We start from the raw sequence: 26,897 nt of genomic DNA on the forward strand, positions 1-26,897 counted from the left end.
TCCGCGCACTGCGTGTCGCTTCGCCACCCCCCTCGAGGGGGCAACGCCAGCGGCCCGGCCAAGCCGGTTCCGCGGCGTTTCACGAAGAGGCGATGGGCGTCTTTTGCGGTACGCGAAGGAGAAATGACATGACACCCGAAACCATCATGTCGATGGGCAACCAGGCGATCCAGGTGTCGCTGGTGCTCGCCGCGCCCCTGCTGCTGGTGGCGCTCGTCGTCGGCCTGGTCATCAGCATCTTCCAGGCCGCGACGCAGATCAACGAAGCCACGCTCTCGTTCATCCCGAAGCTGCTGGCGGTGTTCGCCACGCTCGTCATCGCCGGCCCCTGGATGCTCGGGCAGATGCTGGACTACATCCGCGCGCTCTTCATGAGCATCCCTCAGCTCGTGGGCTGATGCCTCCGGTCTTCTCCGTCACTTCGGCCCAGCTCACCGCGTGGACGGTGATGTTCCTGTGGCCCTTCATCCGCATGCTGGCGCTGGTGAGCACCGCTCCGATCTTCAGCGAATCGTGGGTGCCGCGGCGCATCAAGGTGGCGGTCGCGGCGATGCTCGCGCTGGTGCTCGGGCCCACGCTGGGGCCGATGCCAGCGGTGCCGGTGGTCTCGGCCGGAGGGGTGTGGATCATCGTGCAGCAGGTGCTCATCGGCGCGGCCATGGGTTTCACCATGCGCATGGTGTTCACCGCCGTGCTGGCGGCCGGCGAATACATCGGCCTGCAGATGGGCCTCTCGTTCGCGTCCTTCTTCGACCCCATGAACGGCGGCGCCACGATGGTGGTCGCGCGGCTGCTGAACATGCTGGCGATGCTGATCTTCGTGGCCGTCGATGGCCACCTGATGCTGATCGCGACGCTGGCGGAGAGCTTTCACACCTTGCCCATCGCCGACGCGCCGCTGTCCGGGCAGGGCTGGATGTTCCTCGTGGCCGGCGCGTCCCAGATCTTTGCGAGCGGGCTGATGCTGTCGCTGCCGCTGGTGACCGCGCTGCTCACCCTCAACCTCGCGATGGGCATCCTCAACCGCGCCTCCCCGCAGTTCAGCATCTTCGCGGTCGGTTTTCCGCTGACGCTGCTGGCGGGCATCTGGATGCTGCAGTTGCTGATGCCGCACCTGGGCGCTTTCCTCGAACCGCGCTTTGCGGCGGGGTTCGAGTCCATGATCCAGTTCACCCAGGCATTGCGGCGTTGATCTCTACACGTGGTGGGAATAGTTCAGGTACTCGAACGCGGAAATCGACGGCATTCCGGAATGAATGCCCGAGTCGACATGGCCGTCGGGGCGATGATTGCCGTCCGCGCCCCGAACCTGGTGAAGCGAGAAGTCGCCGCGGATATCCCCCTCGCCGACATGGTCCTTGTGTTCCATCGTGCCGTTGGAGTTGAAGTTCAGCCCGACCCGGTTCCCCGCGGCGCCGAGCTTGTCGAACACCGGCTCGACGATCTCACCCTGGAGCTTTGTCACCGCAGCGTCGATCGCGTTGTCGAGAAGATCCACGCCCGGCAGTGACGTGCCAGTGGCTCTCTCCGTCGAGCGAAGAAGATCGACAGCCAAGTCCACAGGGCTTGCGAACAGATCGATGTCGTGATGCAGGTGGCCTTCGAGGTTGTTGACGGCGTAGCTGTAGACATTGCTCAAGACGTCCTGCACGTCGTCCGGTCCACCGGCTGTCTGCACCTTTCCGTCGTTGTCCCAGATCTGAACCAGGTCATGGGGATCGGAAGCAATGTTCACGAGGATGCCGGCGGATCCTTCAACCACGTTCTCGACGAGATCGGCGGCTTGGCCACCCTTCATCAGGAAGTGGTCTCCCACGATTCCCACGTCCTTGAACACCGTCGACAGCACGTCCGAAGTGATGTCACCCGCGTAACTCAGGACCGGACCTTTCCCAGTCATCCGTTGCGGCGTCTCGATGACGGCTTGCGCAACCTTGTCGTATGCAAACTCGATCGTGTTGTAACCCAGGTTGGAAGAATCGGTGGGATCCGGAATGACCGTCATGACAGCATCCGGAAGAAGGCGTTCAGCGGAAGTGGACGCGAGGGGATTGGACGGCACCAGGAATGGATGCCAGGAGTTTTTGAGATTCATGTGACAGCAATGGACCTTATTGGTTTTAGATTGGCAATTGAAAGCTCCTCATTGGGTCGCAATTGAGAAGCGGCGCCATCATACGATCCACGCAATTGACACTTGATGACCAATTGCGGCGATCATCGGCGTCCGAAAGGGCACGAACGACATGGCCGACAAGATCCTGGTTTTCTACGGTTCCTATCGCTCCGACCGCATGGGCGTGCGTCTCGCCGACTACGTGGTCGCCGGCCTCCGGGCCCGGGGCGCCGATGCGGAACTGATCGACGCCAAGGATGTCGACCTGCCCATGCTCGACCGCATGTACAAGGAGTACCCGCGAGGCACGGCGCCGGCCGCCATGGAAACGCTGGCGGGCAAGATTCGCGGCGCGGATGCGTTCGTCTTCGTGACGGGCGAATACAACTGGGGGCCGCAACCGGGCCTGAAGAACCTGACGGACCATTTCCTCGAGGAGTGGTTCTGGCGCCCGGCTGCGGTCGCCAGCTACTCCGCGGGCCGCTTCTCAGGCGTTCGCTCGGGCACGATCTGGCATTCGATCCTGTCCGAGATGGGAATGGTGGTCGTCTCGAGCACGCTCGCGGTCGGCCCGATCTCCCAGACGCTGGACGCCAACGCCAAGCCCACCGGCGGCGCCGGCGAGGCGCTGGATCGGTCCTTCGGGCGCTTCGCGGATGACCTGGCCTGGTGGACCGAGGCCGCGCGGGAGCAGCGGGCGCGCAAGGCGCCTCCCTACTAAGAAGCGCTACCCCGCATGAGGCAGCACAGGAACATCACAGCCCAGGTCTTGAAGCCGCTTGATGAGGCGGTGGATGGTCTTGGATCGATCCTGGCGGTCGAAGTGGTCGGCGCCGAGGTCGTTGTACTCGGTGCCGTCACGAAGCATGTGGTAGGCGGCGGTGAGCATCGAGGCGGCCACAGCGAGGATGGCTTTCTTGGCTCCGCGGCGTGCCTTGATGCGCAAGAACTGCGCTCGCAGGTAGCTGGTCTTGACGCGCACCGCGGCCCAAGCGGCGGTCACGAGGGTGGTCTTGATCCAGATGCCGCTCTTGCGCACGCGGCTGGAGCGGCGCTTGCCGGCACTCTCGTCGCTGCGCGGACACAGGCCGGCCCAGGAGATCAGATGGCCGGCAGTCGGGAAGCGCGACATGTCCACGCCGATCTCCGCCACCACGACGCTGGCCGTCAGATCAGAGATCCCCGGCATCGTCGCGAGCAGGCGGGCGCGCTGCCGGATCGGCGCCAGCGCTTTTCCCACGGCCGCATCCAGTTCGGCCAATGTGCGCTGCAAGGCATCGATCACCTGCAGGTGCAGCCGCAGCATCGTGCGATGGTGCTCAGTGATGCGTCCGCGCAGCGCCTCGCGCAACTCGGCGCTCTTGTTGCGCGCCGTGCCCTGGGCCAGCGCGGCCAGCAGCGCCGGATCGCTCTGGCCGGCGACGATGGCGTCGAGCATGGCTCGCCCGCTCTTCCCCAGCACATCCGACAGGACACTGCCGAGCTTGAGGTTGGCGTCCTCGAGCACCTTCTGGATGCGCAGCGAGTGCTGGGAGACCTCCCGCACGAGTTGCTTGCGCGTGCGGGTGAGGTCGCGCAGTTGCTGGATGGCCTGCGGCGGCACGAAGCTGGAGCGGATGAGGCCGTGCGCGAGCAGATCAGCAATCCACATCGCGTCGTTGACGTCGGTCTTGCGCCCAGGCACGTTGCGAATGTGCGCCGCGTTGGCCAGCACCAGCTCGAACTCGGCCTCCAGCACGTGCCACACCGGCTTCCAGTACACGCCGGTGGCCTCCATTGCCACGTGGGTGCAGTCGTGCTCGGCCAGCCAATCTGCCAATTCGAGCAGCTGGGTGGTTGTGGTGCCGAAACTGCGCACCTCCTGATGCATGGGCGGCGAGACGCAACGCACGCAGGCCACGATCGTGTCCTTGTGCACATCCAGGCCCGCACAGCGCGGGTAAAGCACTTGCATGAGAACCTCCTGGCAGTGGATGGGCACCGCAGGCAGTCCTCGTCATCGAACTCTACTAAGCGTGCTTCGGGGCGTCGCCGCCCTCTGCCACATTCCGGGGTGCTCGCAGGACTGCGGGTCCAACTACTGAACGGGCTTGTCGCACCAAGGGGAAGCCGACCTCGTCAGCAGCGCCCGAATTCATCCTACAACCGCCCGCCATCTGTCGCCAGCCACGTCCCGCGCTTCATGCCCCGGGGTCGGGCCCGACCGATGGCGAACTACTGACTCGACGCGCACGAGGAGAAACCATGACGCCTGACGCACCGCTCCTCGCCAGCCAGCTCGTCGTGCGGGTCTGTCTCTTCCTGGCAGCCGCCATCGCGCTCTTCGGCGGCACGGTCCAGATGGTCCTCGGGCAACCCGACACCAGCCCGCGCCTGGACAACGTGCACCGCTTCATGGCCGGCATCTACTTCTCGATGGGCGTCATCTGCGCCTGGGCCGCGGTGACCATTCGCCAGCAGGGCGATCTGGTCTACCTGATCGCACTGGGCATTCTTCTGGGGGGCTTCGGGCGGCTCGTTTCCATGTCCAAGGTCGGCTTGCCCCAGCCCAAAGGCGTCTGGATCGCCTACCTCACTCCGGAGCTGGTGCTTCCCTTCGTCATCGCCATCGCGCACCACGCACGCGGCTGAAGCCCGGCCGGCTCAGTTGCCCGACGCGACGGCCTGCTGCGTGCAGTTGCCAAACTCGCAACGCAGCGCCATGGAACGCCCGTCGGCGCATGCCACGCTGTACCGCTCGAAGCCGGGCCCCTTGTCCTCCAGCACGGCTCTGGGCGCGACGCCGCAGTTGTGCGCCTTCGCAAAGTTCTCGGCGACGTAAGTGTCCTGGCCAGTCTTGCGGGCCGGCGACAGCGGGGCGGCCTTGGCCGAAGCCATGTAGGTCACCGTCACATTCGGATCGAGGTTCTTGTAGCCCCTTCGAGCCATGCAGTTGACCAGGGCGGTCTGTTGCATCTTGGGGTCTGCGGGCACGCCGTTCGGGCTCTCGGTCACCACGGCGGCGATGCCGCCGATCGCCGCGGCGGCCAGGACACCCATCGGGAAGACGACTGCCACGCCCACCGCGACGGCGTCCAGGACATCCGTGTTGGTGGGCCCCGTGCGCATGATCCGGATTTTCTGGGCGGCCTCCCGGCAGGCATCGAGATCCAGCGCGTAGGTGGTCGGCGAAACGCCTTCCATGTCCACCATCGGAACGTACGCGGCGCCCTCGCCTTTGCCGGGTTCGGTCGATGTCGGCGCTGTGGCACAGCCGCAGACCAGCGCGGCCACGAAAGTGGCACTCACGACTCTGCGCATTGATCGCTCCTCGTTGATCGCAACTGGGCCGCGATTTGATCACACGATTTGTTACCCGCCTAGGATTTTCCGGGCCGCAAAGCGCCTCACGATGTCGGGCTGTGGAGAAAACAACAGGAGATGCCATGGTCGTCCAAGGCGGTTGCCATTGCGGCAACATTTCCTTCAACCTCAACTGGGAGCCGGAGCCCACCGAGATCCCGGCGCGGGCCTGCGACTGCTCATTCTGCAGCAAGCATGGCGGCGTCTGGACTTCCCATCCCGCCGGCGCGCTGAGCGTCAGGGTCGACGACGAATCTCACGTGTCCCTGTATTCCTTCGGCACGCACACCGCGCAATTCCACGTCTGTTCGCGATGCGGCGTCGTGCCGCTGGTGACCAGCACGGTCGACGGGCATGTCTACGCAGTGGTGAATGTGAATACCTTCACCAACGTGGCGCCGTCACTGCTCCGTGCGGTCCCCGTCTCGTTCGGCGGCGAGAGCACCGAATTGCGGCTCGCCCGCAGGCAACGCAACTGGATTGCAGATGTGCAGTTCGTTGCGGCAGGCCGCTGACCCCGCGCGGACCTCAACGCGTCGGCCGCGAACCCATGGCCGTGAGCACGCCCAGGCCGATGAACGAGGTACCCGCCAGCCGGTTGCCCCAGACGGCGTGCCGCGTCGCACCGCCCAGGCGCGGGCCGATGAGGCTCGCGGTCAGCACGTAGATGAGGTCCGTGCAGGCGGCGATGCCGATGAAGACGCCGCCCAGCGCCAGGGTCTGCACCAGCGGGCTGGCGTGCGAGTCCATGAACTGCGGCAGGAAGGATGCGAAGAACAGGCTCGTCTTCGGATTGAGCATCGCCACCAGGAAGCCGTCGCGGAACACGCGGCGCAGCGGCTGCGCCGGCGGGGTTTCCGGCGTCGCGGCCGCGACGGCCGGCGTGGCACGCCACATCCGGATGCCGAGGTACACGAGGTAGGCGGCACCCGCCCACTTCACCACCGTGAAGGCAGCGGACGAAACGGCGAACAGGGCCGCCAGCCCGAGCGCCGCACCCACGGCATTGGCGAGGTTGCCGAGCGCCACGCCCAGCACGGAGGCCAGCCCGCAGGCGCGACCCTGCGACAGGGTACGAGCAACGATGTAGACGACGGCAGGGCCGGGCGTGAGCGCCAGCACCAGGCTCGCGCCGATGAATGCAAGAAGCAGGGGTGTATCGGGAAGCATGGGAACTCCAGTCCTCGGAACTCGCAAGTATCGCGCAGGCCCCTCACCCATGCATTGCCGTTATGACCATTGGCGCAATTGCCATGGGACATTGGCGGCGCACTGCTTCTAGACTGCTGCCGCCGGCGATCCTCCGGTGCCATCCGTTCTTCGTCCCATGCCCATTTCCCGTGTTCCGTCCGCCCTTTTTTCTCTTCGACGTGCCGTCGCCGCGATCGTGTCGGCCCTGGCCTGCACCACCCCGGCGCTGCATGCGGCGGACGCGCCGCTGCAGCTCGACCTGATCCTCCGTGGCGGCACGATCTACACGGGCGACGACGACGAGCCGGTGACCGGCGACGTGGGCATCGCGGGCGACCGCATCGTGTTTGTCGGCAGGCCGGAGGCCGGCCGCTTCAGTGCGCGCCGCACCATCGACGCCACCGGGCTGGTCGTGGCGCCGGGCTTCATCGACGCGCACACGCATGCGGACCGCGATCTCTTCACCGCCGATGCGAAGAAGCGGCTCAACGCCCCCTTCCTGACCCAGGGCGTGACGACAGCCGTCATCGGCAACGACGGCTTCGGCGGCTTCGACATCGCGGCGCAGGCCGAGCGGCTGCGCAGTTCCGGCGTCGGCACCAATGCCGCGATGTACGTGGGCTTCGGCCCGGTGCGCATCGACCAGTTGGGCGAGGCCAATCGCGCTCCGACGCCCGCCCAGATGGAGGCCATGAGGAAGCACGTCGCCCAGGCCATGTGCGAAGGGGCGCTGGGCTTGTCGACCGGTCTCTTCTACAACCCGCAGAACTTCGCGAAGACGGAGGAAGTGATCGAACTCGCCAAGGTAGCCGCGAAGCACGGCGGCCTCTACGACAGCCACATCCGCGACGAGTCCATGTACAACATCGGGCTCAAGGGCTCCATCGACGAAGTGATCCGCATCGGGCACGAGGCCCGGCTGCCGGTGCACGTGGCCCACATCAAGGCGCTCGGGGTCGACGTGCAGGGCCAGAGCGGCGACATCATCCGGCGCATCGAGGCGGAGCGCTCGCGCGGGCTCGACATCACGGCAGACCAGTACCCGTGGACCGCATCGAGCACGCGCTTCTCGGCTGCGCTGATTCCGCCGTGGGCGCTCGACGGAGGACGCGCAGCGCTCCTGAAGCACATCGACGACCCTGCGGCGCAGGACCGCCTGCGCGCAGGCATCCGCGAGAACCTGCGCCTGCGTGGCGGCCCCGATGCCATCCTGTTCTCCGCGGGCAGCACCAAGTACGTCGGCAAGACGCTCTCCCAGGTGGCCGACTCCACCAAGGCCGATCCGGTCGACGCCGCCATCGCGGTGCTGAAGGAGACGGACCTGCTGATCGCCTCCTTCAACCAGAGCGACGACGACATCCGCGCCTTCATGAAGCGGCCCTGGGTCATGACCTCGTCAGATTCGTCGGAAGGCCATCCCCGCGCCTACGGCACTTTCGCGCGCAAGTACGACCAGTACGTCGCCAAGGAGCACGTCATCGGCCTGGCGCAGTTCATCCGCAGCAGCACCTCGCTGACGGCCGACACGCTGGGACTCGCGAAGCGCGGCCACCTGCGCCCCGGCTACTACGCCGACATCGTCGCCTTCGACCCGGCGCGTTATGCCGCCAAGGCCACCTACACGCAGCCTGCGCTGCTGTCCGAAGGCGTGGTGACGGTGCTGGTCAACGGCGAGGTGGCCGTCGACGGTGGCAAGCCGACCGGCATCGCCGCCGGCCGCCCGCTGCTGCGTACGCCCAAGGCGGGAAGCTGCCCGGCCCGATAGCGCGACACTGGAGGCCATGAAGAACCTCGATGCCACCCAGCTCGCGCTGATCGACACCTGCGCCCAGGCTTCGCTCGAACTCCTGGAGCGCAATCTCACGCCGCACGGCATCCTGGCCGCGAGCCGTACCGAGGCGGCCGTGGCGCGGCGCTACACGCGCGTCTTCGGACGCGATGCCGCGATCTGCGTGATGGCGATGTGCGGCAGCGGCGTGCCGGCGCTGGAGCAAGGCGCCGTGGCGAGCATCGACGCGCTCGCCGCACAGCAGGCGCGCAACGGGCAGATCCCCAAATACGTCGATCCGGAAGGCCACGATGCCGATTTCTGGTACCTGGGCTGCATCGATGCCACCCTGTGGTGGCTGATCGCGGTCGATCACCTGCGCCGCCACGGCAGCGTCGGCCCCACGCACTGGAGCGACGGAGTCGACCGCGCCATCGCCTGGCTGCTGGCGCAGGAGCACCAGCACTTCCGGCTGCTGCAGCAGAACGAGGCCAGCGACTGGGCGGACATCATGCCGCGCTCTGGCTACGTGCTCTACACGAACGCCCTCTGGTATGAGGTGAAGCGGCGATTCGCGCTGGAACACGCCGACGCGACGCAGCACCACTTCAACCATCTGTTCAACCCTTTCCAGCGCGACCTGCCCGAATACCACCGCGCGCGGCTGCTGCGCCACTACGCGCGGCGCGGCCGGCGCGATCCGGGCCTGTACCTGAGCTTCGTGAACCTCTCCGTGGTCGGCGACGAGGGCGATGTGTTCGGCAACATCCTGGCGATCCGGAGCGGGCTGGCCGATTCAGCCACCGCGCGCCGCATCGTCAAGACCATCGCTGCGGCGAATGCCTCCGACCCGTACCCCGTGCGGGTGATCCTGCATCCGCTGACGCGGCAGCACCTGCTGTGGCGGCCCTACATGGCGCGCCACCAGCAGAACATCGTCCACCAGTATCACAACGGCGGCATCTGGCCCTTCGTCGGCGGCTACTGGGTGATGGCGCTCGCGCAGGTAGGCCTGCACGCACGGGCCTGGACCGAACTCGCCCGGTTGGCGCAAGCCAACGAATGGGGCCATTGGCGTTTCACGGAGTGGTTTCACGGCCGCACGCTGGCGCCGATGGGGATGGCGGGCCAAAGCTGGAACGCGGCGACTTTCCTGCTGGCACGGCGCGCGCTCGAAGACGCGTCAAGCGCGCGGGCCTGACGCTTCCGGTCCGGCGTCAGTCACTGTCCGACACCTGGACGGGCGCTTGGCCCTTGCGCAAGGAGGGGCGCGGGCCTAAAAAGGCGGCTTGCCTCGCAAGGACAGCCACCGTGAGTTCAGTCTCCCCGTTCGACGACACCGATGCCTATCTCTTTCGCGAGGGAACGCATTCACGCCTCTATGACACGCTGGGAGGGCGCATCGCCCCCGACGGCGAAGGCGCTTCATTTGCGGTGTGGGCCCCCAATGCACGTTCGGTGTCCGTCATCGGCGAGTGGAACGCCTGGGACGGCTATGCGGATTCGCTCGTACCCCGCTCCGATTCGACCGGCGTGTGGGAAGGCCGCTGCCAGGACGCGCGGCATGGGCAGGCCTACAAGTTCAGGATCGTGTCCCAGGGCGGGCAGGTGCTCGAAAAGGCCGATCCGCTCGCGTTCTACTCCGAAACGCCACCGGCGAACGCCTCCCGGCTCTGGGCGCTCGACTACACCTGGGGCGACGACGCATGGATGCAGACCCGAGCGCCGCGAAACAGCCTCGACGCCGCGATGTCCATCTACGAAGTGCATCCCGGCTCGTGGCGCCGCGAGAACGGCCAACCGCTGGACTATCGCGCGCTGGCCCATGCGCTCGCCGACTATGCGGTGTCCGTGGGATTCACGCACGTGGAGCTCATGCCCATCACCGAGCACCCGTTCTATGGCTCCTGGGGCTACCAGACGACCGGCTACTTCGCCCCGACCGCGCGCTACGGCACGCCGCAGGACTTCATGTACTTCGTCGACCACCTGCACCAGCGGGGCATCGGCGTGCTGCTCGACTGGGTGCCCTCGCATTTCCCGACCGATGCCCACGGTCTCGCGTCCTTCGACGGAACGCAGCTCTACGAGCATGCCGATCCGAGGCAGGGCTATCACCCTGAATGGAATTCGGCCATCTTCAACTACGGCCGCGACGAGGTCCGCAGCTTCCTGATCTCCTCCGGTCTCTTCTGGCTCGACCGCTATCACGTGGACGGCCTGCGCGTGGATGCAGTGGCATCGATGCTCTACCTCGACTACGCGCGCCAGGGCGGCGAATGGATACCCAACCAGCACGGCGGCCGCGAGAACCTCGATGCGGTCGCCTTCCTGCAGGAACTCAATCGCGCCGTATACCGCGAGCATCCGGACGCTTTCACGGTGGCCGAAGAATCGACCGCCTGGCCCCAGGTCTCGCGCCCGACGAACATGGGCGGCCTGGGCTTCGGCATGAAATGGAACATGGGCTGGATGCACGACACCCTTGCCTACATGCACGAGGACCCGGTGCACCGGCGCTATCACCATCACCGGCTGACCTTCTCGATGGTCTACGCCTTCACCGAGAACTTCGTGCTGCCGCTCTCGCATGACGAAGTGGTCTACGGCAAGGGCTCGCTGATCAACAAGATGCCGGGCGACGCGTGGCAGCAGTTTGCCAACCTGCGCTCGCTGCTGACCTACATGTGGGCGCATCCGGGCAAGAAGCTCCTCTTCATGGGTGGGGAGTTCGCGCAGCGTGCCGAGTGGACGCACGAAGGCCAGCTCGACTGGGCCGCCCTCGAATCGCACGAGAACCGGGGCGTACAGCATCTTGTCGGCGAACTCAACCGCCTCTACCGCGCCGAACCGGCCCTGCACGAGCTCGATTTCTCCGCCGACGGCTTCCAATGGCTCGAACCCAACGACCACGAGCAAAGCGTGGTGGCATTCCTGCGGCGCTCGCGTGCCGGAGACGCCGTGCTGGTCGTCAGCAACATGACGCCGGTGCCCCGGCAGAACTACTGCGTCGGCGTGCCCCAAGGCGGAACGTGGCACGAGCTCCTCAACAGCGACGCCGCCACCTTCGGCGGATCGGGCTGGGGCAACCTGGGCGCCGTCGAGGCCGCGCCGATGCGCTCGCACGGGCAGCGCCATTCGGTCTGCCTGACGCTGCCGCCGCTGTCCACGCTCTTCCTGAAGGCCGGCGATGCTTAGCCGGCTTTTCTCCAGGACCGCCACGCCTGAACCCGCCGCCCCGGCGCCGGATGGCCGCAGTCGCGCCGTCGTGGATGCGGTGCTGCCGGTGGTGGACGGCGGACGCTTCGCAGTCAAGCGCGTGGCGGGCGAGGCCGTGCGCATCACGGCGCACGTCTTCACCGACGGGCACGATGTTCCGCGAGTGATGCTCCATTGGTGGAAGGACGGCAGCGAGCGTCGTCACGAACAGCCCATGAAGCTGCGCTACAACGACGAATGGCACGCCGAGTTCACGCCGCCGGTGCCGGGACGGTACGTCTACACCGTCTCCGCATGGGTCGACACCTTCGAATCGTGGCGCCACGAACTGATCCGCCGCGTCGATGCGGACGACATCCGCCTCGCCGCTCGCACCGGTGCACAGGAAATCAAGGCGGCCGCCGAACGGGCGAGCGGTGAAGACAGCGATGCGCTCTCAGGATGGGCACGCGCGCTCGAAGAAGGTGCAGCCGATGCCGCCATGGACGCGACCGACCTCAAGGCACTGGCGCTCGACGAAGCCTATGCCGAAACGGCGGCCCGGCATCCCGACCGGCGGCTCGAATCGCACTTCGCCACGGAGCTTCCCCTGGTGGCGGACCGTGAACGCGCGCGATTCAGCACCTGGTACGAGCTGTTCCCGCGTTCGGCCGGCGACACGCCGGGAGAGCACGGCACCTTCCGCGACGTCGAGAAGCGGCTGCCGCTGGTCGCGGCGATGGGCTTCGACGTGCTGTACTTCCCTCCGATCCATCCGATCGGCCGGCTCCAGCGCAAGGGCCGCAACAACGCGCTTGTCACCGAGCCCGGCGACGTTGGCAGCCCGTGGGCCATCGGCGCGGCCGAGGGCGGGCACAAGGACATCCTGCCGGAGCTGGGCACGCCGGAGGACTTTCGGCACCTTGTGCGCACGGCCGCGCAGCTCGGCATCGACATCGCCATGGACATTGCCTTCCAGTGCGCTCCGGACCATCCCTATGTGAAGGCGCATCCAGAGTGGTTCCGATGGCGCCCGGACAACACGGTGCAGTACGCGGAGAACCCGCCCAAGAAGTATCAGGACATCTACCCTTTCAACTTCGAGAGCACGGACTGGCAAGCGCTCTGGGCCGAGCTCAAGTCGGTGCTGGACCACTGGATCGGCGAAGGCATCACCGTCTTCCGTGTCGACAACCCGCACACCAAGTCCTTCGCCTTCTGGGAATGGGCCATCACCGAGGTGAAGCGGGCGCATCCGGAGGTCATCTTCCTGGCGGAAGCCTTCACGCGGCCCAAGGTGATGCACCGGCTGGCCAAGCTCGGCTACTCGCAGTCGTACACGTACTTCACCTGGCGCAACACCAAGGAAGAGCTGACCGAGTACTTCACGGAACTCTCGCAGGGCCCCGGCAAGGAGTACTTCCGGCCGAATGTCTGGCCCAACACGCCCGACATCCTGCACGCCGCGCTGCAGACCGGCGAGGAGCCTGTCTACAAGGCGCGCCTGGTGCTCGCGGCCACGCTTTCGGCGAGCTACGGCATGTACGGGCCCGCCTTCGACCTGATGGAGCACAAGCCGCGCGGACCTTCGAGCGAGGAGTATCTCGATTCCGAGAAATACCAGCTTCGCCACTGGGACTGGAGCGCCGAGCAGGGCCTGCGCCCCTTCATTGCGCGCGTCAACCACATCCGCCGCTCCAACGATGCGCTGCACTCCGACCACACGCTGAAGTTCCTGCACATCGACAACGAGCAACTCATCGCCTACATGAAGCTGTCGCCCGACGGCGACCGGGCGGTGGTCACGGTGGTCAACCTCGATCCGCACCACACCCAGATCGGATGGCTGCACCTCGACCCGTCCGAGATCGGCGTGCCGGCGGACCGCCCCTTCCAGATGCATGACCTGCTGAGCGACCAGCGCTTCATGTGGCGCGGCAGCCATCACTACATCGAACTCGATCCGCACCGCCTGCCTGCCCACGTCATGGCCGTGCGCCGGCGCGTGCGCGACGAGCGGGACTTCGACTACTACGCATAGGGCCGTGCCGATGAACGCTCCCCTGCCCGCACTCGCGCTCGAAACCACCGAGATCGACACTTCCCACGACCCCACGTGGTACCGCGATGCGGTGATCTACCAGGTCAACGTCAAGGCCTTCGTGGATTCGAACGACGATGGCGTGGGGGACTTCAAGGGCCTGGCGACCAAGCTCGACTACGTCAAGGACCTGGGCGTCAACACCATCTGGCTGATGCCCTTCTACCCGTCGCCCCTGCGCGACGACGGCTACGACATTGCCGAGTACGAGGACGTGCACAAGCAGTACGGCTCGCTCGACGACTTCCGCGAGATGCTCAAGGAAGCCCACCGGCGCGAGCTGCGCGTGATCATCGAGCTGGTCATCAACCACACATCGAGCGAGCATCCGTGGTTCCAGGCCGCGCGCGCGGCGCCGCCGGGCTCGCCCGAGCGCGACTTCTACGTGTGGAGCGACTCCGACACGCTGTACTCGGGCACGCGCATCATCTTCACGGACACCGAGAAGTCCAACTGGACCTGGGACCCCGTCGCCAAGGCGTACTACTGGCACCGTTTCTTCAGCCACCAGCCCGACCTCAACTTCGACAACCCGCAGGTTCTCGAAGCGGTGTTCCGCACCATGCGCTTCTGGCTCGACATGGGCGTAGACGGCTTCCGGCTCGATGCGATTCCCTACCTGATCGAACGCGACGGCACGACCAACGAGAACCTGCCCGAGACGCACGAGGTCATCAAGAAGCTGCGCGCCGCCATCGACGCCAACTACAAGAACCGTTTCCTGCTGGCGGAAGCCAACATGTGGCCCGAGGACGTGCGCGGCTATTTCGGCGAAGGCGACGAATGCCACATGGCCTACCACTTCCCGCTGATGCCGCGCATGTACATGGCGATCGCGCAGGAGGACCGCGACCCGATCGTCGAGATCATGCAGCAGACGCCCGACATCCCCGAGAACTGCCAGTGGGCCATCTTCCTGCGCAACCACGACGAGCTGACCCTGGAGATGGTGACCAACCGCGAGCGCGACTACATGTACACCACCTACGCGGCGGACATGCAGGCGCGCATCAACCTCGGCATCCGCCGCCGCCTGGCACCGCTGATGGACAACGACAAGGACCGCATCAAGCTGATGAACAGCATGCTGCTGTCGATGCCCGGCTCGCCGATCATCTACTACGGCGACGAGATCGGCATGGGCGACAACGTCTTCGTCGGCGACCGCAACGGCGTTCGCACGCCGATGCAATGGAGCCCCGACCGCAACGCCGGCTTCTCGCGCGCCGATCCGCAGCGCCTGTACCTGCAGCCCATCATGGACGCCATGTACGGCTACGAGGCCGTCAACGTCGAGGCCCAGTTGCGCGACAAGAGCTCGCTGCTGCACTGGACACGCCGCATGCTCGCGGTGCGCAAGACCAGCCGCGCCTTCGGCCGCGGGCGCCGCACCTTCCTCAAGCCCGGCAACCGCAAGATCCTCGCCTACCTGAGCGAGCACGACGACGACGTGATCCTGTCAGTGTTCAACCTGTCGCGGGCTGCGCAGCCGGTGGAGCTTGACCTGTCGGCCTTCAAGGGCCGGGTGCCGGTCGAGATGCTGGGTCGAACCTCCTTCCCGCCCATCGGCGAGCTGCCCTACCTGCTCACGCTGACCTCGCATGGCTTCTACTGGTTCAAGCTCACCGACGAGGCGCCGATGCCGAGCTGGCACCAGGAAGGCGTGGCCCTGCTGGACCGCCCGGTGCTCGTGCTCTTCGACGGCTGGACCAGCATGTTCAGGGACCGTGTCGTGCCCTGGCGCATGGGCTTCGCCGAGCGGCTGAGCAAGCAGTTCGAGACCGACACGCTGCCGCCGCACATCGAGGCGCAGCGCTGGTACGCGACCAAGGGATCGCACATCAGCCGCGCGCAACTGGGCGACCACGCGGTCTGGGAGATCGACGGCCATAGCTGGATGCTGCCGCTGCTCTCGCTGAAAGGACCGCCCGAGCCCGCCACTTACTTCATGCCGCTGGCGCTGGCATGGGAAGACACCGACGAGGACCGCATGAAGGCGCTGCAGCCGGCCGCCATCGCCAAGGTGCGACAGCAGGCGCATGTGGGCGTGATGGCCGACGCCTTTTTCGACGCACCCTTCTGCCGCGCCTTCGTGCGCGCCATCGTGCGCGAGACGAAGCTGCCCACGGCCCGCGGCCAGCTGCACTTCCGGCCCACGGCACTCGGCCGCGAGTTCCCGGTCGAGGTCATCGACGAGCTGCCCGTGAGCCCGCCGAGCCCGGTCAGCAGCAACACCGTCGTGACGCTCGGCGAGACGCTGTTCCTCAAGGGCTACCGACAACTGCGCGCGGGCGTCAACCCGGAACTGGAGATGGGCCGCTTCCTGACCGAGGACGCCGGCTTCGTGCACGGCGTGCCGATCGCAGGCGCGCTCGAATACGTGGGCGCGGACGGCACCGTCATGACCCTCGCCCTGCTCCAGGCCTATGTGCCGAACCAGGGCGACGGATGGGAATACACGCTGGCCTACCTGGAGCGCGTGCTGGGCGAACTGCGCGACACCGACGGCGGCCTGCCCCCCGACCCGCACGGCGCCTTCCTCGCGCTGATCCGCATCCTCGGCGCGCGCACCGCCGAGCTGCACAACGCGCTCGGCCTGCGCACCGGCAACCCGGCCTTCGACCCCGAGCCCATGACCGAGGCCGACTTGCGCCACGCCCGCGAGACCGTGCGCGCCGAGGCTGTCGCGACGCTCCGCCAGTTGGGCGATGCCGACCTGTCCAGCCTTCCCGCCAGCGCACGCGAGGATGCCGCCGGCCTGCGCGGCATGAGCGCGGCCATCGACAGCTTCATCGACGCCGTGCCGCTCGAAGGCAAGAACACATGGCGCACGCGCTTCCACGGCGACTACCACCTCGGCCAGGTGCTGCTGACCCGCAACGACTTCGTGATCATCGATTTCGAGGGCGAGCCCGCCCGCCCGATCGAGGAACGCCGCACCAAGCAATCGCCGCTGCGCGACGTCGCCGGCATGCTGCGCTCCTTCAACTATGCACGCTGGAGCGCCTTGCGCCGCGCGGCGCAGAATGCCGATGAACTGGTGCGCCTGGACACCGCCGCGCAAGCCTGGGAGCACGAGACGCGCGCCGCCTTCCTCGCCGGCTACAGCCAGGCCCTGGCGCCGACGGGAGGGCCGGCCGATACGCAATTGCTGGAACTCTTCGAACTGGAGAAAGCGTTCTACGAACTGCGCTACGAGCTGAACAACCGTATCGACTGGGCCCCCGTTCCACTGACGGGCATCCTCGCCCTGCTCAGGCGGACCGCAGTTCGCTGACGGCACCGCACACGCCATCCCGGGAGAACCTCCATGGAAAGCTTCTCGATCCATCTCGAGCCCTTGCGCGCCTTCATGTTCCAGGTCGGCGCCCTGTTGCCGCGGCTGCTCTTCGCCGCGCTGGTCGTGCTCGTCGGCTGGCTGCTCGCCAAGGCCGTGCGCTTCACGGTGATCCGCGGGCTGCGCGCCATCAACTTCCACGTGCTCACCGAGCGCTCGGGCATCGACAACTTCCTGCGCCAGGGCGGCATGGTGTCGGATTCGACGGTCGTCTTCGGTGCGCTGGCCTACTGGCTGGTGATCCTGATCTCGCTCGTGGTGGCCTTCAACGGCCTCGGCCTGAGCTACGTGACGGACCTGCTCGGGCGGGTGATGTGGTTCGTGCCCAATGTCTTCGTCGCGCTGCTGGTGCTGGTCTTCGGCGCCTACTTCGCCAAGTTCGTCGGCGATGCGGTGATCACCTACGGGCGCAACGCCGGTGTGCAGGATGCCGTGCTGCTCGGCAAGGTCGCGCAGTACGCGATCCTGCTCTTCGTGGTGTTGATCGCGCTCGACCAGATCAAGGTCGGAGGCGACATCGTCCGGCAGAGCTTCCTGATCATCCTCGCGGGCATCGTCTTCGCGCTGGCGCTGGCCTTCGGACTCGCGGGCAAGGACTGGGCCGCGCGGCGCATCGAGGAATGGTGGCCGCGCGACCGGGAACGGCCGCCCCCGCGCACCGGCCTGCGCGACGCGGCCCCGCGTGAGCAGCCGCCCGCCGCGCGGCCGCACGTGCCCGCCTGGCCGGCGCGCAGCACCGACCGCGATCGGCCGCATCCGTGAGCAAACACAACAACCACGCCCGGCTGGACGCCGTCTGGCCCGGACGGCCCTATCCGCTCGGCGCGACCTGGGATGGCCAGGGCGTGAACTTCGCGATCTTCTCGAAGCACGCCGAGAAGGCCGAGCTGTGCCTGTTCGACGACAAGGGCCGCCACGAGCGCCAGCGCATCACGCTGCGCGAGCGGACCAACGACGTCTGGCACTGCTACCTGCCCGAAGCGCGCCCCGGCATGGCCTACGGCTACCGCATCCACGGGCGCTACAAGCCCGAGGAAGGCCACCGCTTCAATCCGCACAAGCTGTTGCTCGACCCCTACGCCAGGGACCTGATCGGCGAGCTGCGCTGGAGCGATGCGCTCTACGGCTATTCGGTCGGCAGCAAGCGCCAGGATCTTTCCTTCGACCGCCGCGACAGCGCCGCCTTCATGCCGAAGGGCCGCGTGCTCGAAACCGCCTTTACCTGGGGCGACGACCGCCGTCCCGAGGTGCCGTGGCAGGACATGGTCATCTACGAGATGCACGTGCGCGGCTTCACGATGCGGCATCCCGGCATCCCGGAGCACCTGCGCGGCACCTATGCGGCGCTTGGGTGCGCCCCCGTCATCGACTACCTGCAGCGCCTCGGCGTGACCACGCTGGAGCTGCTGCCGGTCCACGCCTTCCTGAACGACAGGCACCTGGCCGACAAGGGGCTGCAGAACTACTGGGGATACAACACGCTGGGCTACTTCGCGCCGGAGGTACGCTACAGCGCCTCGGGCAAGGTGAAGGAGTTCAAGACCATGGTCAAGACCCTGCACTCGGCCGGCATCGAGGTGATCCTCGACGTGGTCTACAACCACACCTGCGAGGGCAACCACCTCGGCCCCACGCTCTCCATGCGTGGCGTGGACAACGCTTCCTACTACATCGCCAACGCCGCGCAGCCGCGCTACTACGACGACTTCACCGGCTGCGGCAACACCGTCAACCTCGAACAGCCGCGCGCCCTCCAGCTCGTCATGGATTCGCTTCGCTACTGGGCCGAGGAGATGCACGTCGACGGCTTCCGCTTCGACCTGGCCTCCGCCCTGGCGCGCGAGGCAGGCAAGGTCGAGAACCTCGGCGGCTTCTTCGACGCGATCCGCCAGGACCCGACGCTCAACCGCGTCAAGCTCATCGCCGAACCCTGGGATCTGGGCCACGGCGGCTACCAGGTCGGCAATTTCCCGCCGGGCTGGGCCGAGTGGAATGACCGCTATCGCGACGGCATCCGCGGCTGGTGGAAGGGCGATGCGGGCGTGGCAGGCGAAGTCGCGCACCGTCTCGCGGGCTCGCAGGATCTCTACGGCTGGTCCGGCAAGGGGCCGCATGCCAGCATCAACTTCGTGACCGCGCACGACGGCTTCACCCTGCACGACCTGGTCTCCTACAACGAGAAGCACAACGAGGCCAACGGCGAGGACAACCGGGACGGCAACGACAACAACCTCTCGTGGAACTGCGGCGCAGAAGGGCCGACGGACGACACCGAGATCAACGCGCTGCGCGAGCGCCAGAAGCGCAACTTCCTCGCGACGCTGCTGCTGTCGCAAGGCGTGCCGATGCTGCTGGCCGGCGACGAGCGGGGCCACACGCAACGCGGCAACAACAACGTCTATTGCCAGGACAACGAACTGACGTGGCTGGACTGGACGCCCTCGCCCGAAGCCGATTCGCTGCGGGACTTCGTCACCCTGCTGATCCGCACACGGCGGCTCCATCCCTCGTTCCGGCGTCGCAGCTTCTTCCGCGGGCAGCCCGCCGGCGACGGCGAAATCAAGGACGTGGTCTGGCTGCGCCCCGATGGCAACGAGATGACGCCGCCGGACTGGGGCGAGCACGTGCGCTGCCTCGGCATGATGTTCTCCGGCACCGGGATCATCGACGTGGGGCCGCATGGTGAATCGTTGCAGGACGACGATTTCCTGCTGCTGCTCAACGCCTACCACGAGCCGCTGCCCTTCACCCTGCCCTCGCGCCCCGACGATCGCTGGACCCGGCAGGTCGACACTGCGCGGGAGAACTCGCTGTCGCTGCTGCTCACCGAGTCGACCTATTCACTGCAGTGCCGCTCGCTGGCGCTGCTGCGCCGCAGCCTCGTCGCGCCATGAAGCACGCCCATTCGATGCCCTTCGGCGCAGAGTTGCTCGAAGGCGGCGGCGTTCGCTTCCGGATCTGGGCGCCGGACGTGCCGGAGGTCGTCCTCGAACGGCTGCACGGCGGGACGTGGCAGCCGACGTCCATGCAGCGCGGCGATGGAGGCTGGCACGAGCACGTGAGCGCCGAGGCGGCTGCCGGGGACCGTTACCGCTACCGGATGCCCGACGACCTTCGGGTGCCGGACCCGGCATCGCGCTTCAATCCCGACGACGTGCACGGCCCGAGCGAGGTGATCGACCCGCGCGCCCACGAATGGACCGACGACGCATGGACCGGCCGTCCCTGGAAGGAAGCCGTCATCTACGAGATGCACGTCGGCGCCTTCACGCCCGAGGGCACCCTGGCCGCGGCTGCGCAGCGGCTGCCCTGGCTCGCATCGCTCGGCATCACCGTGATCGAGCTGATGCCGCTCGCCGACTTTCCCGGCCGCCGCAACTGGGGCTATGACGGCGTGCTGCCCTTCGCACCCGACGCCAGCTACGGCACGCCGGCCGACCTCAAGGCCTTCGTCGACGCGGCGCACGGGCTGGGGCTGATGGTGCTGATCGATGTGGTCTACAACCACTTCGGCCCCGAAGGCAACTACCTGCATGCCTACTGCCCCCAGTTCTTCAACCCGGCGCACCAGACGCCGTGGGGCGCCGCGATCAATTTCGACGGTGCGCATTCGCGCACCGTGCAGGACTTCTTCGTGCACAACGCGCTGTACTGGGTCGAGGAATACCGCTTCGACGGGTTGCGCATGGATGCCATCCATGCCATCCGCGACGCGTCCACGCCGCCGATCGTCGAGGAGGTCTGCGCCGCCCTCCACCACGGCCCGGGCCGGCATCGGCAGGTGCATGTCGTGCTGGAGAACGACCTGAACGAGGCCCACCGGCTGGAGCGCGACGAGGAGGGATCGCCGCTCGCCGGCACCGCGCAATGGAACGACGATCTGCACCATGCCGCGCACGTGCTGCTGACCGGGGAAGGCGACGGCTACTACGCGGACTACGCGCAGCGCCCGCTTGAACAATTCGGGCTGGCGCTGGCGCAGGGCTTCATCTACACGGGCCAGCCCTCCGCGTTTCGCAGCGGCGAGCCGCGCGGGGAGCCGTGCGATCACCTTCCGCTGGCGGCCTTCGTCTCCTTCCTGCAGACCCATGACCAGGTCGGCAATCGCGCCCAGGGCGACCGCATCGATGCGCTGGCCGACCCCGCGCGCCTGATGGCGGCGCGTGCCTGCGTGCTGATGTCGCCGCACACGCCGATGCTGTTCATGGGCGAGGAATACGGCGCCTCCACCCCCTTCCAGTACTTCTGCGATTTCGGACCCGAGCTGGCGGCGGCGGTGACGGCGGGCCGGCGCGAGGAATTCGGCGGCTTCTCGGCATTCGCCGGCGACACGGCGCAGATGCAGATCCCGGACCCGAACAGCGAGGCAACCTTCGCGGCGTCGAAGCTCGACGAATCGGAACGTGTCCTGCCCGATCACGCGGAGGTGCTCGGCCAGGTGCGCGCCCTGCTCCGGTTGCGGCAGGCCGAGCTGGTGCCTCGCTTCGGCGCCGGCACCCGCATCCATCAGTGGTCGTGCGAGGGCGACGCACTGCGCATCGTCTGGCAACTCGACGAGGCGCACGGCGGCGACGCGGGTTCGCCGGCCTTCCTCCATGTGCTGGCCAACCTCGGCACGGCCGAGGCCGAGGTGGCATGGCCGCCGGGGCGGGTCATCCACAGGATGGGCGCGCAAGCGAGCGAGGTCGGCGGCGCTTCGCTCGTGCTGCCGCCGGGCGGCGTGTGCGCCACGCTCGAAGAGGCGCAGGATGCATGAGCGCGATGTGCCGTCCGGCAGCGAGGAGGACGCGCTTCGCCGGCTGAGTGCGCGCTACGGCATCGCCACCGAGTATGTCGATGCGTTCGGCCATCGGCACTCCGTCACCATGGAAGCGCTCGCCGCGCTGCTCTTCGACGCGGGCTTCGTGGCGCGCGGCACTGACTTCGCGGCGGCCGAGGCGGCTGCCGAGCGCGAACAATGGCTGCGCCCTCTTCCACCCGTCCAGGTGGTGGCCACGGGTTCGGAGTCGTTCTCCGTCGACCTCCGCCTGCCTGCACGGATAGCGCACTTCAAGTGGCGCCTGGTCGATGAAAGCGGCACATTCCATGAAGGCGCCGTCGAGACCGCCCGGCTCCACCTCGCTCAGCGCACACGAATCGACGGGGAAGACTACGCGCTCTACCACCTTCCCCTCGCCCTGCCGCTGCCCCAGGGCTACCACCGGTTGAGCATCGTGACCCTGCCCGGCGAAACCCTCGTCGTCTGCGCGCCGTCCCACTGCCACCAGCCCTCCGTGCTCGAAGGCGATGCGCGGGTCTGGGGGTTCACGCTGCAGCTCCACGGGCTCCGCTCGGCCCGCAACTGGGGCATCGGCGATTTCACCGACCTGGCCGACTTCGTCGAGCATGCCGCCCGCCAGGGCGCGGACGTGGTCGGGCTCAATCCACTGCATGCGCTCTTCCCGCACAACCCGGCGCATGCGAGTCCGTACAGCCCCTCGTCACGCGCACAGCTCAACATCCTCTACATCGATGTCGAGGCGGTGCAGGACTACGTCGACTGCGCGCCGGCACAGGAGCGCGTGCACTCCACCCGCTTCCAGGCGAGGCTGTCCAGGCTGCGCTCCGAAACACTGCTGGACCATGCCGGAGTGGCGGCGGCCAAGCATGAGGTGCTCGATCTCCTGTACCGACGCTTCCGCGAGCGGGACGAGGCCGACCCCGAGGTCCGCGCCTTCGTCCGATTTCGCGAGCAGGGCGACGAGGCGCTGCACCGGCATGCCCTCTTCGAAGCGCTGCAGGCGCACTTCCACGAGGCCGACCCGGGCGTCTGGGGCTGGCCCACCTGGCCACCGGATTTCCGCGATCCGGCGTCTCCGGCCGTGCGGCATTTCGCGCACGACCACGCGGAGCGCGTCGGCTACTTCGAATATCTCCAATGGCAGGCGGCGCGTCAGCTCGAAGCGGCGGGCGCGCGCTGCGCCGCCCTGGGCATGGGCCTCGGCCTCTACCTGGACCTGGCGGTGTCGGTGGATCGCGCGGGTTCGGATGCCTGGCGCCACCGTAGGAGTTTTGCGCTGGATGCCCGCGTCGGCGCACCGCCGGACGCCTTCAACCTCGAAGGCCAGGACTGGGGCCTGCCGCCGCTTCGCCCCGACCGGCTGCGCGAGTCGCAGTACGCGGTCTTCATCGAGTCGCTGCGGGCCAACATGCGCGGCGCTGGCGCGATCCGCATCGACCACGTGATGATGCTGATGCGGCTCTTCTGGATTCCCGCCGACGGCACACCGCGCGACGGTGCCTACGTGCACTACCCGGTCGACGAGCTGTTCGCGATCCTGGCAGTGGAAAGCCAACGCCACCGCTGCCTGGTGATCGGCGAGGACCTGGGCACCGTGCCCGAGACGATGCGCGAGACGCTGCGCCGCTTCGGCGTGCTGTCGTACCGCTTGCTGTACTTCGAGCGCAACGGTGACGGCGGCTTTCGCTCGCCGGCCGACTACCCGCGCGAAGCCGTCGCGGCAGTCAGCACCCACGACCTGGCGACGCTGGCCGGATGGTGGACGGCACGCGACCTGCAAACGCGCCAGGGTCTCGGCCTGATCGCGGACGCGGGGGCTTTCGAAGGGCAGCTTCGCGAGCGCCATGGCGAGCGCCGGCTGCTGGCGGAAGCGATGGGCCGGCAGCATCGGCCAGTGCATCTCGATCCGGCGCAGGCATCGCTCGACGCTCCGGCCATCGCCGCCGTGCACGGCTATCTGGCGGCCGCTCCCTCGAAGGTCATGATGGTCCAGCTCGAGGACGCGCTCGGCGAGGTCGAGCAACCCAACCTCCCGGGCACCACCGTGCAGCACCCGAACTGGCGACGCAAGTACACGCAGCCCGTGGAAGTGCTGTGGCGCGACGAGACGATGCAGCAGGTCTGCGCCGCGCTGGCCCGCGTCCGGCCGCATGCAGCCGCACAGGCGGAGGCCCGGGCCGGCAGCGGCCGGCTTTCGCGCGTGCCTCGCGCCACCTACCGCCTCCAGTTCCACAGCGGCTTCGGCTTCGACGACGCGGTGCGCATCGTCCCGTATCTCGCGACCCTGGGCATCAGCCACGTGTACTGCTCCCCGATCCACCGTGCGCGGCCGGGCAGCATGCATGGCTACGACGTGGTCTCGCACGACGAGGTCAATCCCGAGCTGGGCGGAATTCCCGCCTTCGAGCGCTTCACACGCGCGCTCAAGCAGCACGGCATGAGCCAGCTCATCGACCTGGTGCCCAACCACATGGGCGTGCTCGGCACCGACAACCGCTGGTGGATGGACGTGCTGGAGAACGGCATGGCGTCCCGGCACGCGATGCACTTCGACATCCAGTGGCGCTCGCCGACGCCGGGACTCTCCGGCAAGGTGCTGCTGCCGGTGCTCGGCGACCACTATGGCAACGTGCTGGAGCGTGGCGAGTTGCAAGTGCAGTGGAAGTCGGATGCGGGCGAGTTCGCGGTCCGCTACTTCGACCATCTTTTTCCGTTGTCCGTGAAGACCTGGTCCGCTCTCCTGGATCACGCCGCAGCCTCAGCGGGCGACGATGAAGCGAAGCGCCGGCTGGCCGACATGGCGGCCGCGCTCCATGGCATGCCCGCCGGGCAGCACGGCAGTGACGAAGCATGGGCGGCTGGCGAAGGAGAAAGGCAGCGCTTCAAGTCCCAGCTCGCCGCGCTGGCCGCCGAGCGGCCCGCGGCCGCGCACGGCCTCGCAGAAGCCGCCGGGGCGCTGAACGCGCCCGCGCACCGCAACGCGCTGCACGATCTGCTGGAGGTGCAGGCCTATCGACTCGCCTACTGGCGCACGGCCGCCGACGAGATCAACTACCGCCGCTTCTTCGACGTCAACGAACTCGCGGCGCTGCGCACCGAGCGCAAGGACGTGTTCGAGGCGACCCACGCGCTGGCACTGGAACTGGCCGCGCGCGGCTCGGTCGATGGCCTGCGCATCGATCATCCCGACGGCCTGCAGGACCCGGCGCAGTACTTCGACCGCCTGCAGGACGGCTTCTGCGCGCGGCTGGGCAAGCTCCCGCGGTCGGTCGATATTCACGGACGCCCCGAACGGCCGCTGTACGTCGTGGCGGAGAAGATCGCCGCGCCGCACGAGGACGTGCCAGTCTCGTGGGCCGTGCACGGCACCACCGGCTATCGCTTCGCCAACGTCGCCAACGCCGTGCTCGTCGAGCATCGCTCGGCGCGCCACCTCGAAAGGATCTGGCGCGTCTTCACCGGCATGACGGAGCGCTTCGATGAGGTGGTCTACGGCGCGAAACGCGAAGTCGCGGGCGGAACGCTGGCGTCGGATCTCGAAGTGCTCGCCATCGCCTTGCTGGGCATCGCCAAGAGCAATCGCCGCACCCGCGACTACACGCTCAACACGCTGCGCGAAGTGATCGCGACCGTGGCGGCCTGCTTCACCGTCTATCGCACCTACAACACCGGGGAAGCAAGCCCGCAGGACGTCCACTACGTCGAGCAGGCGATCGACGCGGCGCGCGAGCGGCTGAAGCTGCCCGATGCCACCGTCTTCGACTTCGTGCGCTCGGCGCTTCTCGGCCAGCCCCCGGCCGACGCCGGCCCGGAGACGGCTCGGGACGCCGTGGCCTTCGCGCGCCGCTTCCAGCAGTTCAGCGCGCCCGTCGCGGCCAAGGGGGTGGAGGACACGGCCTTCTACCGCTACTTCCCCTTGAGCTCGCTTAACGAAGTGGGCGGCGAGCCGGACCGCGTCGGTATGACCCGCGCGGAGTTCCACGAGGCATCGGGCGACAGGCAGCGCCGATGGCCGCACACGATGCTGGCGACGTCCACGCACGACAACAAGCGCTCGGAGGACGTGCGGCTGCGCATCGACGTGCTGTCGGAACGCCCTGGGCTCTGGCGGCTGGCGTTGCGGCGCTGGCGCGCGCTGAATGCCCCGTTGCGCGGCACGGTGGCGGCTTCGCACGAGTACCTGCTCTACCAGACATTGCTCGGCACGATGGCGGCCTCCGACGAAGGCCCGGCGGCGCACGAAGCTTACGTGAGCCGCATCGTCGACTACATGCTGAAGGCCGCGCGCGAAGGCAAGGCCGGGACGAGCTGGATTCGCCCCGATGCCGCGTACGAGGAAGCGCTGGAGCATTTCGTGCGAGGTGTGCTCGCACCCGCCGGGCCGGTCTTGCCGGAACTGCAGCGTGCCGCCGCTCGCGTGGACCACTACGGGGCGCTCAATGGCATCAGCCTGACGCTGCTCAAGTACGGCTCGCCGGGCGTGCCGGACATCTACCAGGGCTGCGAACTCATCGACCGCAGCCTCGTGGACCCCGACAACCGCCGTGCCGTCGACTACGACCTGCGCCTGCAACGGCTTCAGGAACTGCAGGCGCTTGCCTCCGCGCCCGATCTGGAGGCAACGGTGTCCGGGCTCGCCGCCTCGGCGCCAGACGGCCGCGCCAAGCTCTGGGTCATCGGCCGCTTGCTCGCGCTTCGCCGGGAGGACCCCGAGCTGTTCCGCGACGGCAGCTACGAGCCGCTTGAAGTGAGGGGCGAGCACGAGCGGCACGTGCTGGCCTTCATGCGGCGACATCACGGTCGCATGCTCGTGGTCCTTGTCGTGCGGCTGTTCGCCACCCTCGACAGGGACGGCGGCAGACAGCTTCCCCTTTCCGCCGCCTGGGGCGACACCGAAGTCCTGCTGCCCGTGGGCCGAGACGCGTGGCAGTTCGAGGATTGCCTCACCGGCGCGTCACACGCCATCACCGGCCATCGGCTTGCCCTGGCGCCCGTGCTTCGCGCATTTCCGGGTGCAGCGCTCGTCGCGCGCGACGCTCCCTGAACCCCGCAACGGGTCCGTAG

General features: G+C 67.5%; 18 protein-coding genes. 14 read left to right on the forward strand and 4 right to left on the reverse strand.

Translation table 11 applies throughout. From position 1 onward, the window contains the following. Window positions 1–128: 128 nt before the first annotated feature. Both fliQ and fliR read left to right on the forward strand, forming a co-directional pair. Complete coding sequence (fliQ, locus tag QTH97_RS05420; RefSeq protein ID WP_286567023.1) at window positions 129–398, forward strand: flagellar biosynthesis protein FliQ; 270 nt, start codon at window positions 129–131, stop codon at window positions 396–398. Beyond that, the gene (gene fliR, locus QTH97_RS05425) at window positions 398–1,192 is read left to right on the forward strand and encodes a flagellar biosynthetic protein FliR (RefSeq protein WP_286567024.1); all 795 of its coding nucleotides are present in this window, start codon (window positions 398–400) and stop codon (window positions 1,190–1,192) included. The genes fliQ and fliR overlap by 1 nt, the downstream gene beginning before the upstream one ends. A 3-nt stretch (window positions 1,193–1,195) precedes the next feature. On the opposite strand, the gene QTH97_RS05430 is transcribed toward fliR, so the two are convergent. Further along, window positions 1,196–2,005 carry a hypothetical protein gene (locus QTH97_RS05430; RefSeq protein WP_286567025.1) on the reverse strand — a complete coding sequence of 270 codons (810 nt, stop codon included), beginning with the start codon at window positions 2,003–2,005 and terminating at the stop codon, window positions 1,196–1,198. Between the two features lie 241 nt (window positions 2,006–2,246). Between QTH97_RS05430 and QTH97_RS05435 the strand changes: the two genes are divergently transcribed. Continuing rightward, the gene (locus tag QTH97_RS05435) at window positions 2,247–2,837 is read left to right on the forward strand and encodes an NADPH-dependent FMN reductase (protein ID WP_286567026.1); all 591 of its coding nucleotides are present in this window, start codon (window positions 2,247–2,249) and stop codon (window positions 2,835–2,837) included. A gap of 6 nt (window positions 2,838–2,843) precedes the next feature. On the opposite strand, the gene QTH97_RS05440 is transcribed toward QTH97_RS05435, so the two are convergent. Continuing rightward, complete coding sequence (locus QTH97_RS05440; protein ID WP_286567027.1) at window positions 2,844–4,070, reverse strand: IS110 family RNA-guided transposase; 1,227 nt, start codon at window positions 4,068–4,070, stop codon at window positions 2,844–2,846. A 290-nt stretch (window positions 4,071–4,360) separates the two neighbouring features. Here QTH97_RS05440 and QTH97_RS05445 point away from each other — a divergent pair, with 290 nt between their 5' ends. Beyond that, window positions 4,361–4,747, forward strand: a complete 387-nt coding sequence (locus tag QTH97_RS05445) for a DUF4345 domain-containing protein (protein WP_286567028.1) — start codon at window positions 4,361–4,363, stop codon at window positions 4,745–4,747. A gap of 12 nt (window positions 4,748–4,759) precedes the next feature. Here the strand turns inward: QTH97_RS05445 and QTH97_RS05450 are convergent, their stop codons facing one another. Continuing rightward, window positions 4,760–5,416: a hypothetical protein gene (locus QTH97_RS05450; RefSeq protein ID WP_286567029.1), complete on the reverse strand. Its 657-nt coding sequence runs from the start codon at window positions 5,414–5,416 to the stop codon at window positions 4,760–4,762. Between the two features lie 125 nt (window positions 5,417–5,541). On the opposite strand from QTH97_RS05450, the gene QTH97_RS05455 reads away from it, so the two are divergent. Beyond that, the gene (locus QTH97_RS05455; RefSeq protein WP_286567030.1) at window positions 5,542–5,973 is read left to right on the forward strand and encodes a GFA family protein; all 432 of its coding nucleotides are present in this window, start codon (window positions 5,542–5,544) and stop codon (window positions 5,971–5,973) included. Between the two features lie 13 nt (window positions 5,974–5,986). On the opposite strand, the gene QTH97_RS05460 is transcribed toward QTH97_RS05455, so the two are convergent. Next, a complete protein-coding gene (locus QTH97_RS05460) occupies window positions 5,987–6,628 on the reverse strand; it encodes a LysE family translocator (RefSeq protein ID WP_286567031.1) in 642 nt (213 codons plus the stop codon). Window positions 6,629–6,785: 157 nt separating this feature from the next. Here QTH97_RS05460 and QTH97_RS05465 point away from each other — a divergent pair, with 157 nt between their 5' ends. The 9 genes from QTH97_RS05465 (at window position 6,786) to treY (ending at window position 26,877) form a co-directional block, all read left to right on the forward strand. Further along, a complete protein-coding gene (locus QTH97_RS05465; RefSeq protein ID WP_286567032.1) occupies window positions 6,786–8,414 on the forward strand; it encodes an N-acyl-D-amino-acid deacylase family protein in 1,629 nt (542 codons plus the stop codon). A gap of 16 nt (window positions 8,415–8,430) precedes the next feature. Continuing rightward, entirely contained in the window at window positions 8,431–9,618 is a 1,188-nt protein-coding gene (locus QTH97_RS05470; protein WP_286567033.1) for an amylo-alpha-1,6-glucosidase, read from the forward strand. Window positions 9,619–9,728: 110 nt separating this feature from the next. Then, on the forward strand, window positions 9,729–11,615 hold the full coding sequence (glgB, locus tag QTH97_RS05475; RefSeq protein WP_286567034.1) for a 1,4-alpha-glucan branching protein GlgB: 1,887 nt from the start codon (window positions 9,729–9,731) through the stop codon (window positions 11,613–11,615). Beyond that, window positions 11,608–13,656, forward strand: coding sequence for an alpha-1,4-glucan--maltose-1-phosphate maltosyltransferase (locus QTH97_RS05480; RefSeq protein ID WP_286567035.1), 2,049 nt, complete (start codon window positions 11,608–11,610; stop codon window positions 13,654–13,656). The genes glgB and QTH97_RS05480 overlap by 8 nt, the downstream gene beginning before the upstream one ends. A 10-nt stretch (window positions 13,657–13,666) precedes the next feature. Next, window positions 13,667–16,993: a maltose alpha-D-glucosyltransferase gene (gene treS / locus QTH97_RS05485; protein ID WP_286567036.1), complete on the forward strand. Its 3,327-nt coding sequence runs from the start codon at window positions 13,667–13,669 to the stop codon at window positions 16,991–16,993. Window positions 16,994–17,026: 33 nt separating this feature from the next. After that, on the forward strand, window positions 17,027–17,815 hold the full coding sequence (locus tag QTH97_RS05490) for a mechanosensitive ion channel family protein (protein WP_286567037.1): 789 nt from the start codon (window positions 17,027–17,029) through the stop codon (window positions 17,813–17,815). After that, window positions 17,812–19,947 carry a glycogen debranching protein GlgX gene (glgX, locus tag QTH97_RS05495; protein ID WP_286567038.1) on the forward strand — a complete coding sequence of 712 codons (2,136 nt, stop codon included), beginning with the start codon at window positions 17,812–17,814 and terminating at the stop codon, window positions 19,945–19,947. Before QTH97_RS05490 ends, glgX begins: the two co-directional genes overlap by 4 nt. Beyond that, window positions 19,944–21,809 carry a malto-oligosyltrehalose trehalohydrolase gene (gene treZ, locus QTH97_RS05500; protein WP_286567039.1) on the forward strand — a complete coding sequence of 622 codons (1,866 nt, stop codon included), beginning with the start codon at window positions 19,944–19,946 and terminating at the stop codon, window positions 21,807–21,809. The genes glgX and treZ overlap by 4 nt, the downstream gene beginning before the upstream one ends. Beyond that, on the forward strand, window positions 21,802–26,877 hold the full coding sequence (treY, locus tag QTH97_RS05505) for a malto-oligosyltrehalose synthase (RefSeq protein WP_286567040.1): 5,076 nt from the start codon (window positions 21,802–21,804) through the stop codon (window positions 26,875–26,877). Before treZ ends, treY begins: the two co-directional genes overlap by 8 nt. Window positions 26,878–26,897: the final 20 nt, after the last annotated feature.

Origin of the sequence: Variovorax gracilis, assembly GCF_030317115.1 — a bacterium.
In the GTDB taxonomy this organism is placed as follows: domain Bacteria; phylum Pseudomonadota; class Gammaproteobacteria; order Burkholderiales; family Burkholderiaceae_C; genus Variovorax; species Variovorax gracilis.

Bases quoted from the DNA above. Each gene is read 5' to 3' on its own strand.
- QTH97_RS05490 (WP_286567037.1), top strand. From the start codon at position 17,027: ATGGAAAGCTTCTCGATCCATCTCGAGCCCTTGCGCGCCTTCATGTTC.
- treZ (WP_286567039.1), top strand. From the start codon at position 19,944: ATGAAGCACGCCCATTCGATGCCCTTCGGCGCAGAGTTGCTCGAAGGC.
- treY (WP_286567040.1), top strand. From the start codon at position 21,802: ATGCATGAGCGCGATGTGCCGTCCGGCAGCGAGGAGGACGCGCTTCGC.
- QTH97_RS05450 (WP_286567029.1), bottom strand. From the start codon at position 5,416: ATGCGCAGAGTCGTGAGTGCCACTTTCGTGGCCGCGCTGGTCTGCGGC.
- QTH97_RS05435 (WP_286567026.1), top strand. From the start codon at position 2,247: ATGGCCGACAAGATCCTGGTTTTCTACGGTTCCTATCGCTCCGACCGC.
- QTH97_RS05430 (WP_286567025.1), bottom strand. From the start codon at position 2,005: ATGACGGTCATTCCGGATCCCACCGATTCTTCCAACCTGGGTTACAAC.
- fliR (WP_286567024.1), top strand. From the start codon at position 398: ATGCCTCCGGTCTTCTCCGTCACTTCGGCCCAGCTCACCGCGTGGACG.
- QTH97_RS05460 (WP_286567031.1), bottom strand. From the start codon at position 6,628: ATGCTTCCCGATACACCCCTGCTTCTTGCATTCATCGGCGCGAGCCTG.
- QTH97_RS05470 (WP_286567033.1), top strand. From the start codon at position 8,431: ATGAAGAACCTCGATGCCACCCAGCTCGCGCTGATCGACACCTGCGCC.
- QTH97_RS05445 (WP_286567028.1), top strand. From the start codon at position 4,361: ATGACGCCTGACGCACCGCTCCTCGCCAGCCAGCTCGTCGTGCGGGTC.
- QTH97_RS05440 (WP_286567027.1), bottom strand. From the start codon at position 4,070: ATGCAAGTGCTTTACCCGCGCTGTGCGGGCCTGGATGTGCACAAGGAC.
- QTH97_RS05455 (WP_286567030.1), top strand. From the start codon at position 5,542: ATGGTCGTCCAAGGCGGTTGCCATTGCGGCAACATTTCCTTCAACCTC.
- QTH97_RS05465 (WP_286567032.1), top strand. From the start codon at position 6,786: ATGCCCATTTCCCGTGTTCCGTCCGCCCTTTTTTCTCTTCGACGTGCC.
- QTH97_RS05480 (WP_286567035.1), top strand. From the start codon at position 11,608: ATGCTTAGCCGGCTTTTCTCCAGGACCGCCACGCCTGAACCCGCCGCC.
- fliQ (WP_286567023.1), top strand. From the start codon at position 129: ATGACACCCGAAACCATCATGTCGATGGGCAACCAGGCGATCCAGGTG.
- treS (WP_286567036.1), top strand. From the start codon at position 13,667: ATGAACGCTCCCCTGCCCGCACTCGCGCTCGAAACCACCGAGATCGAC.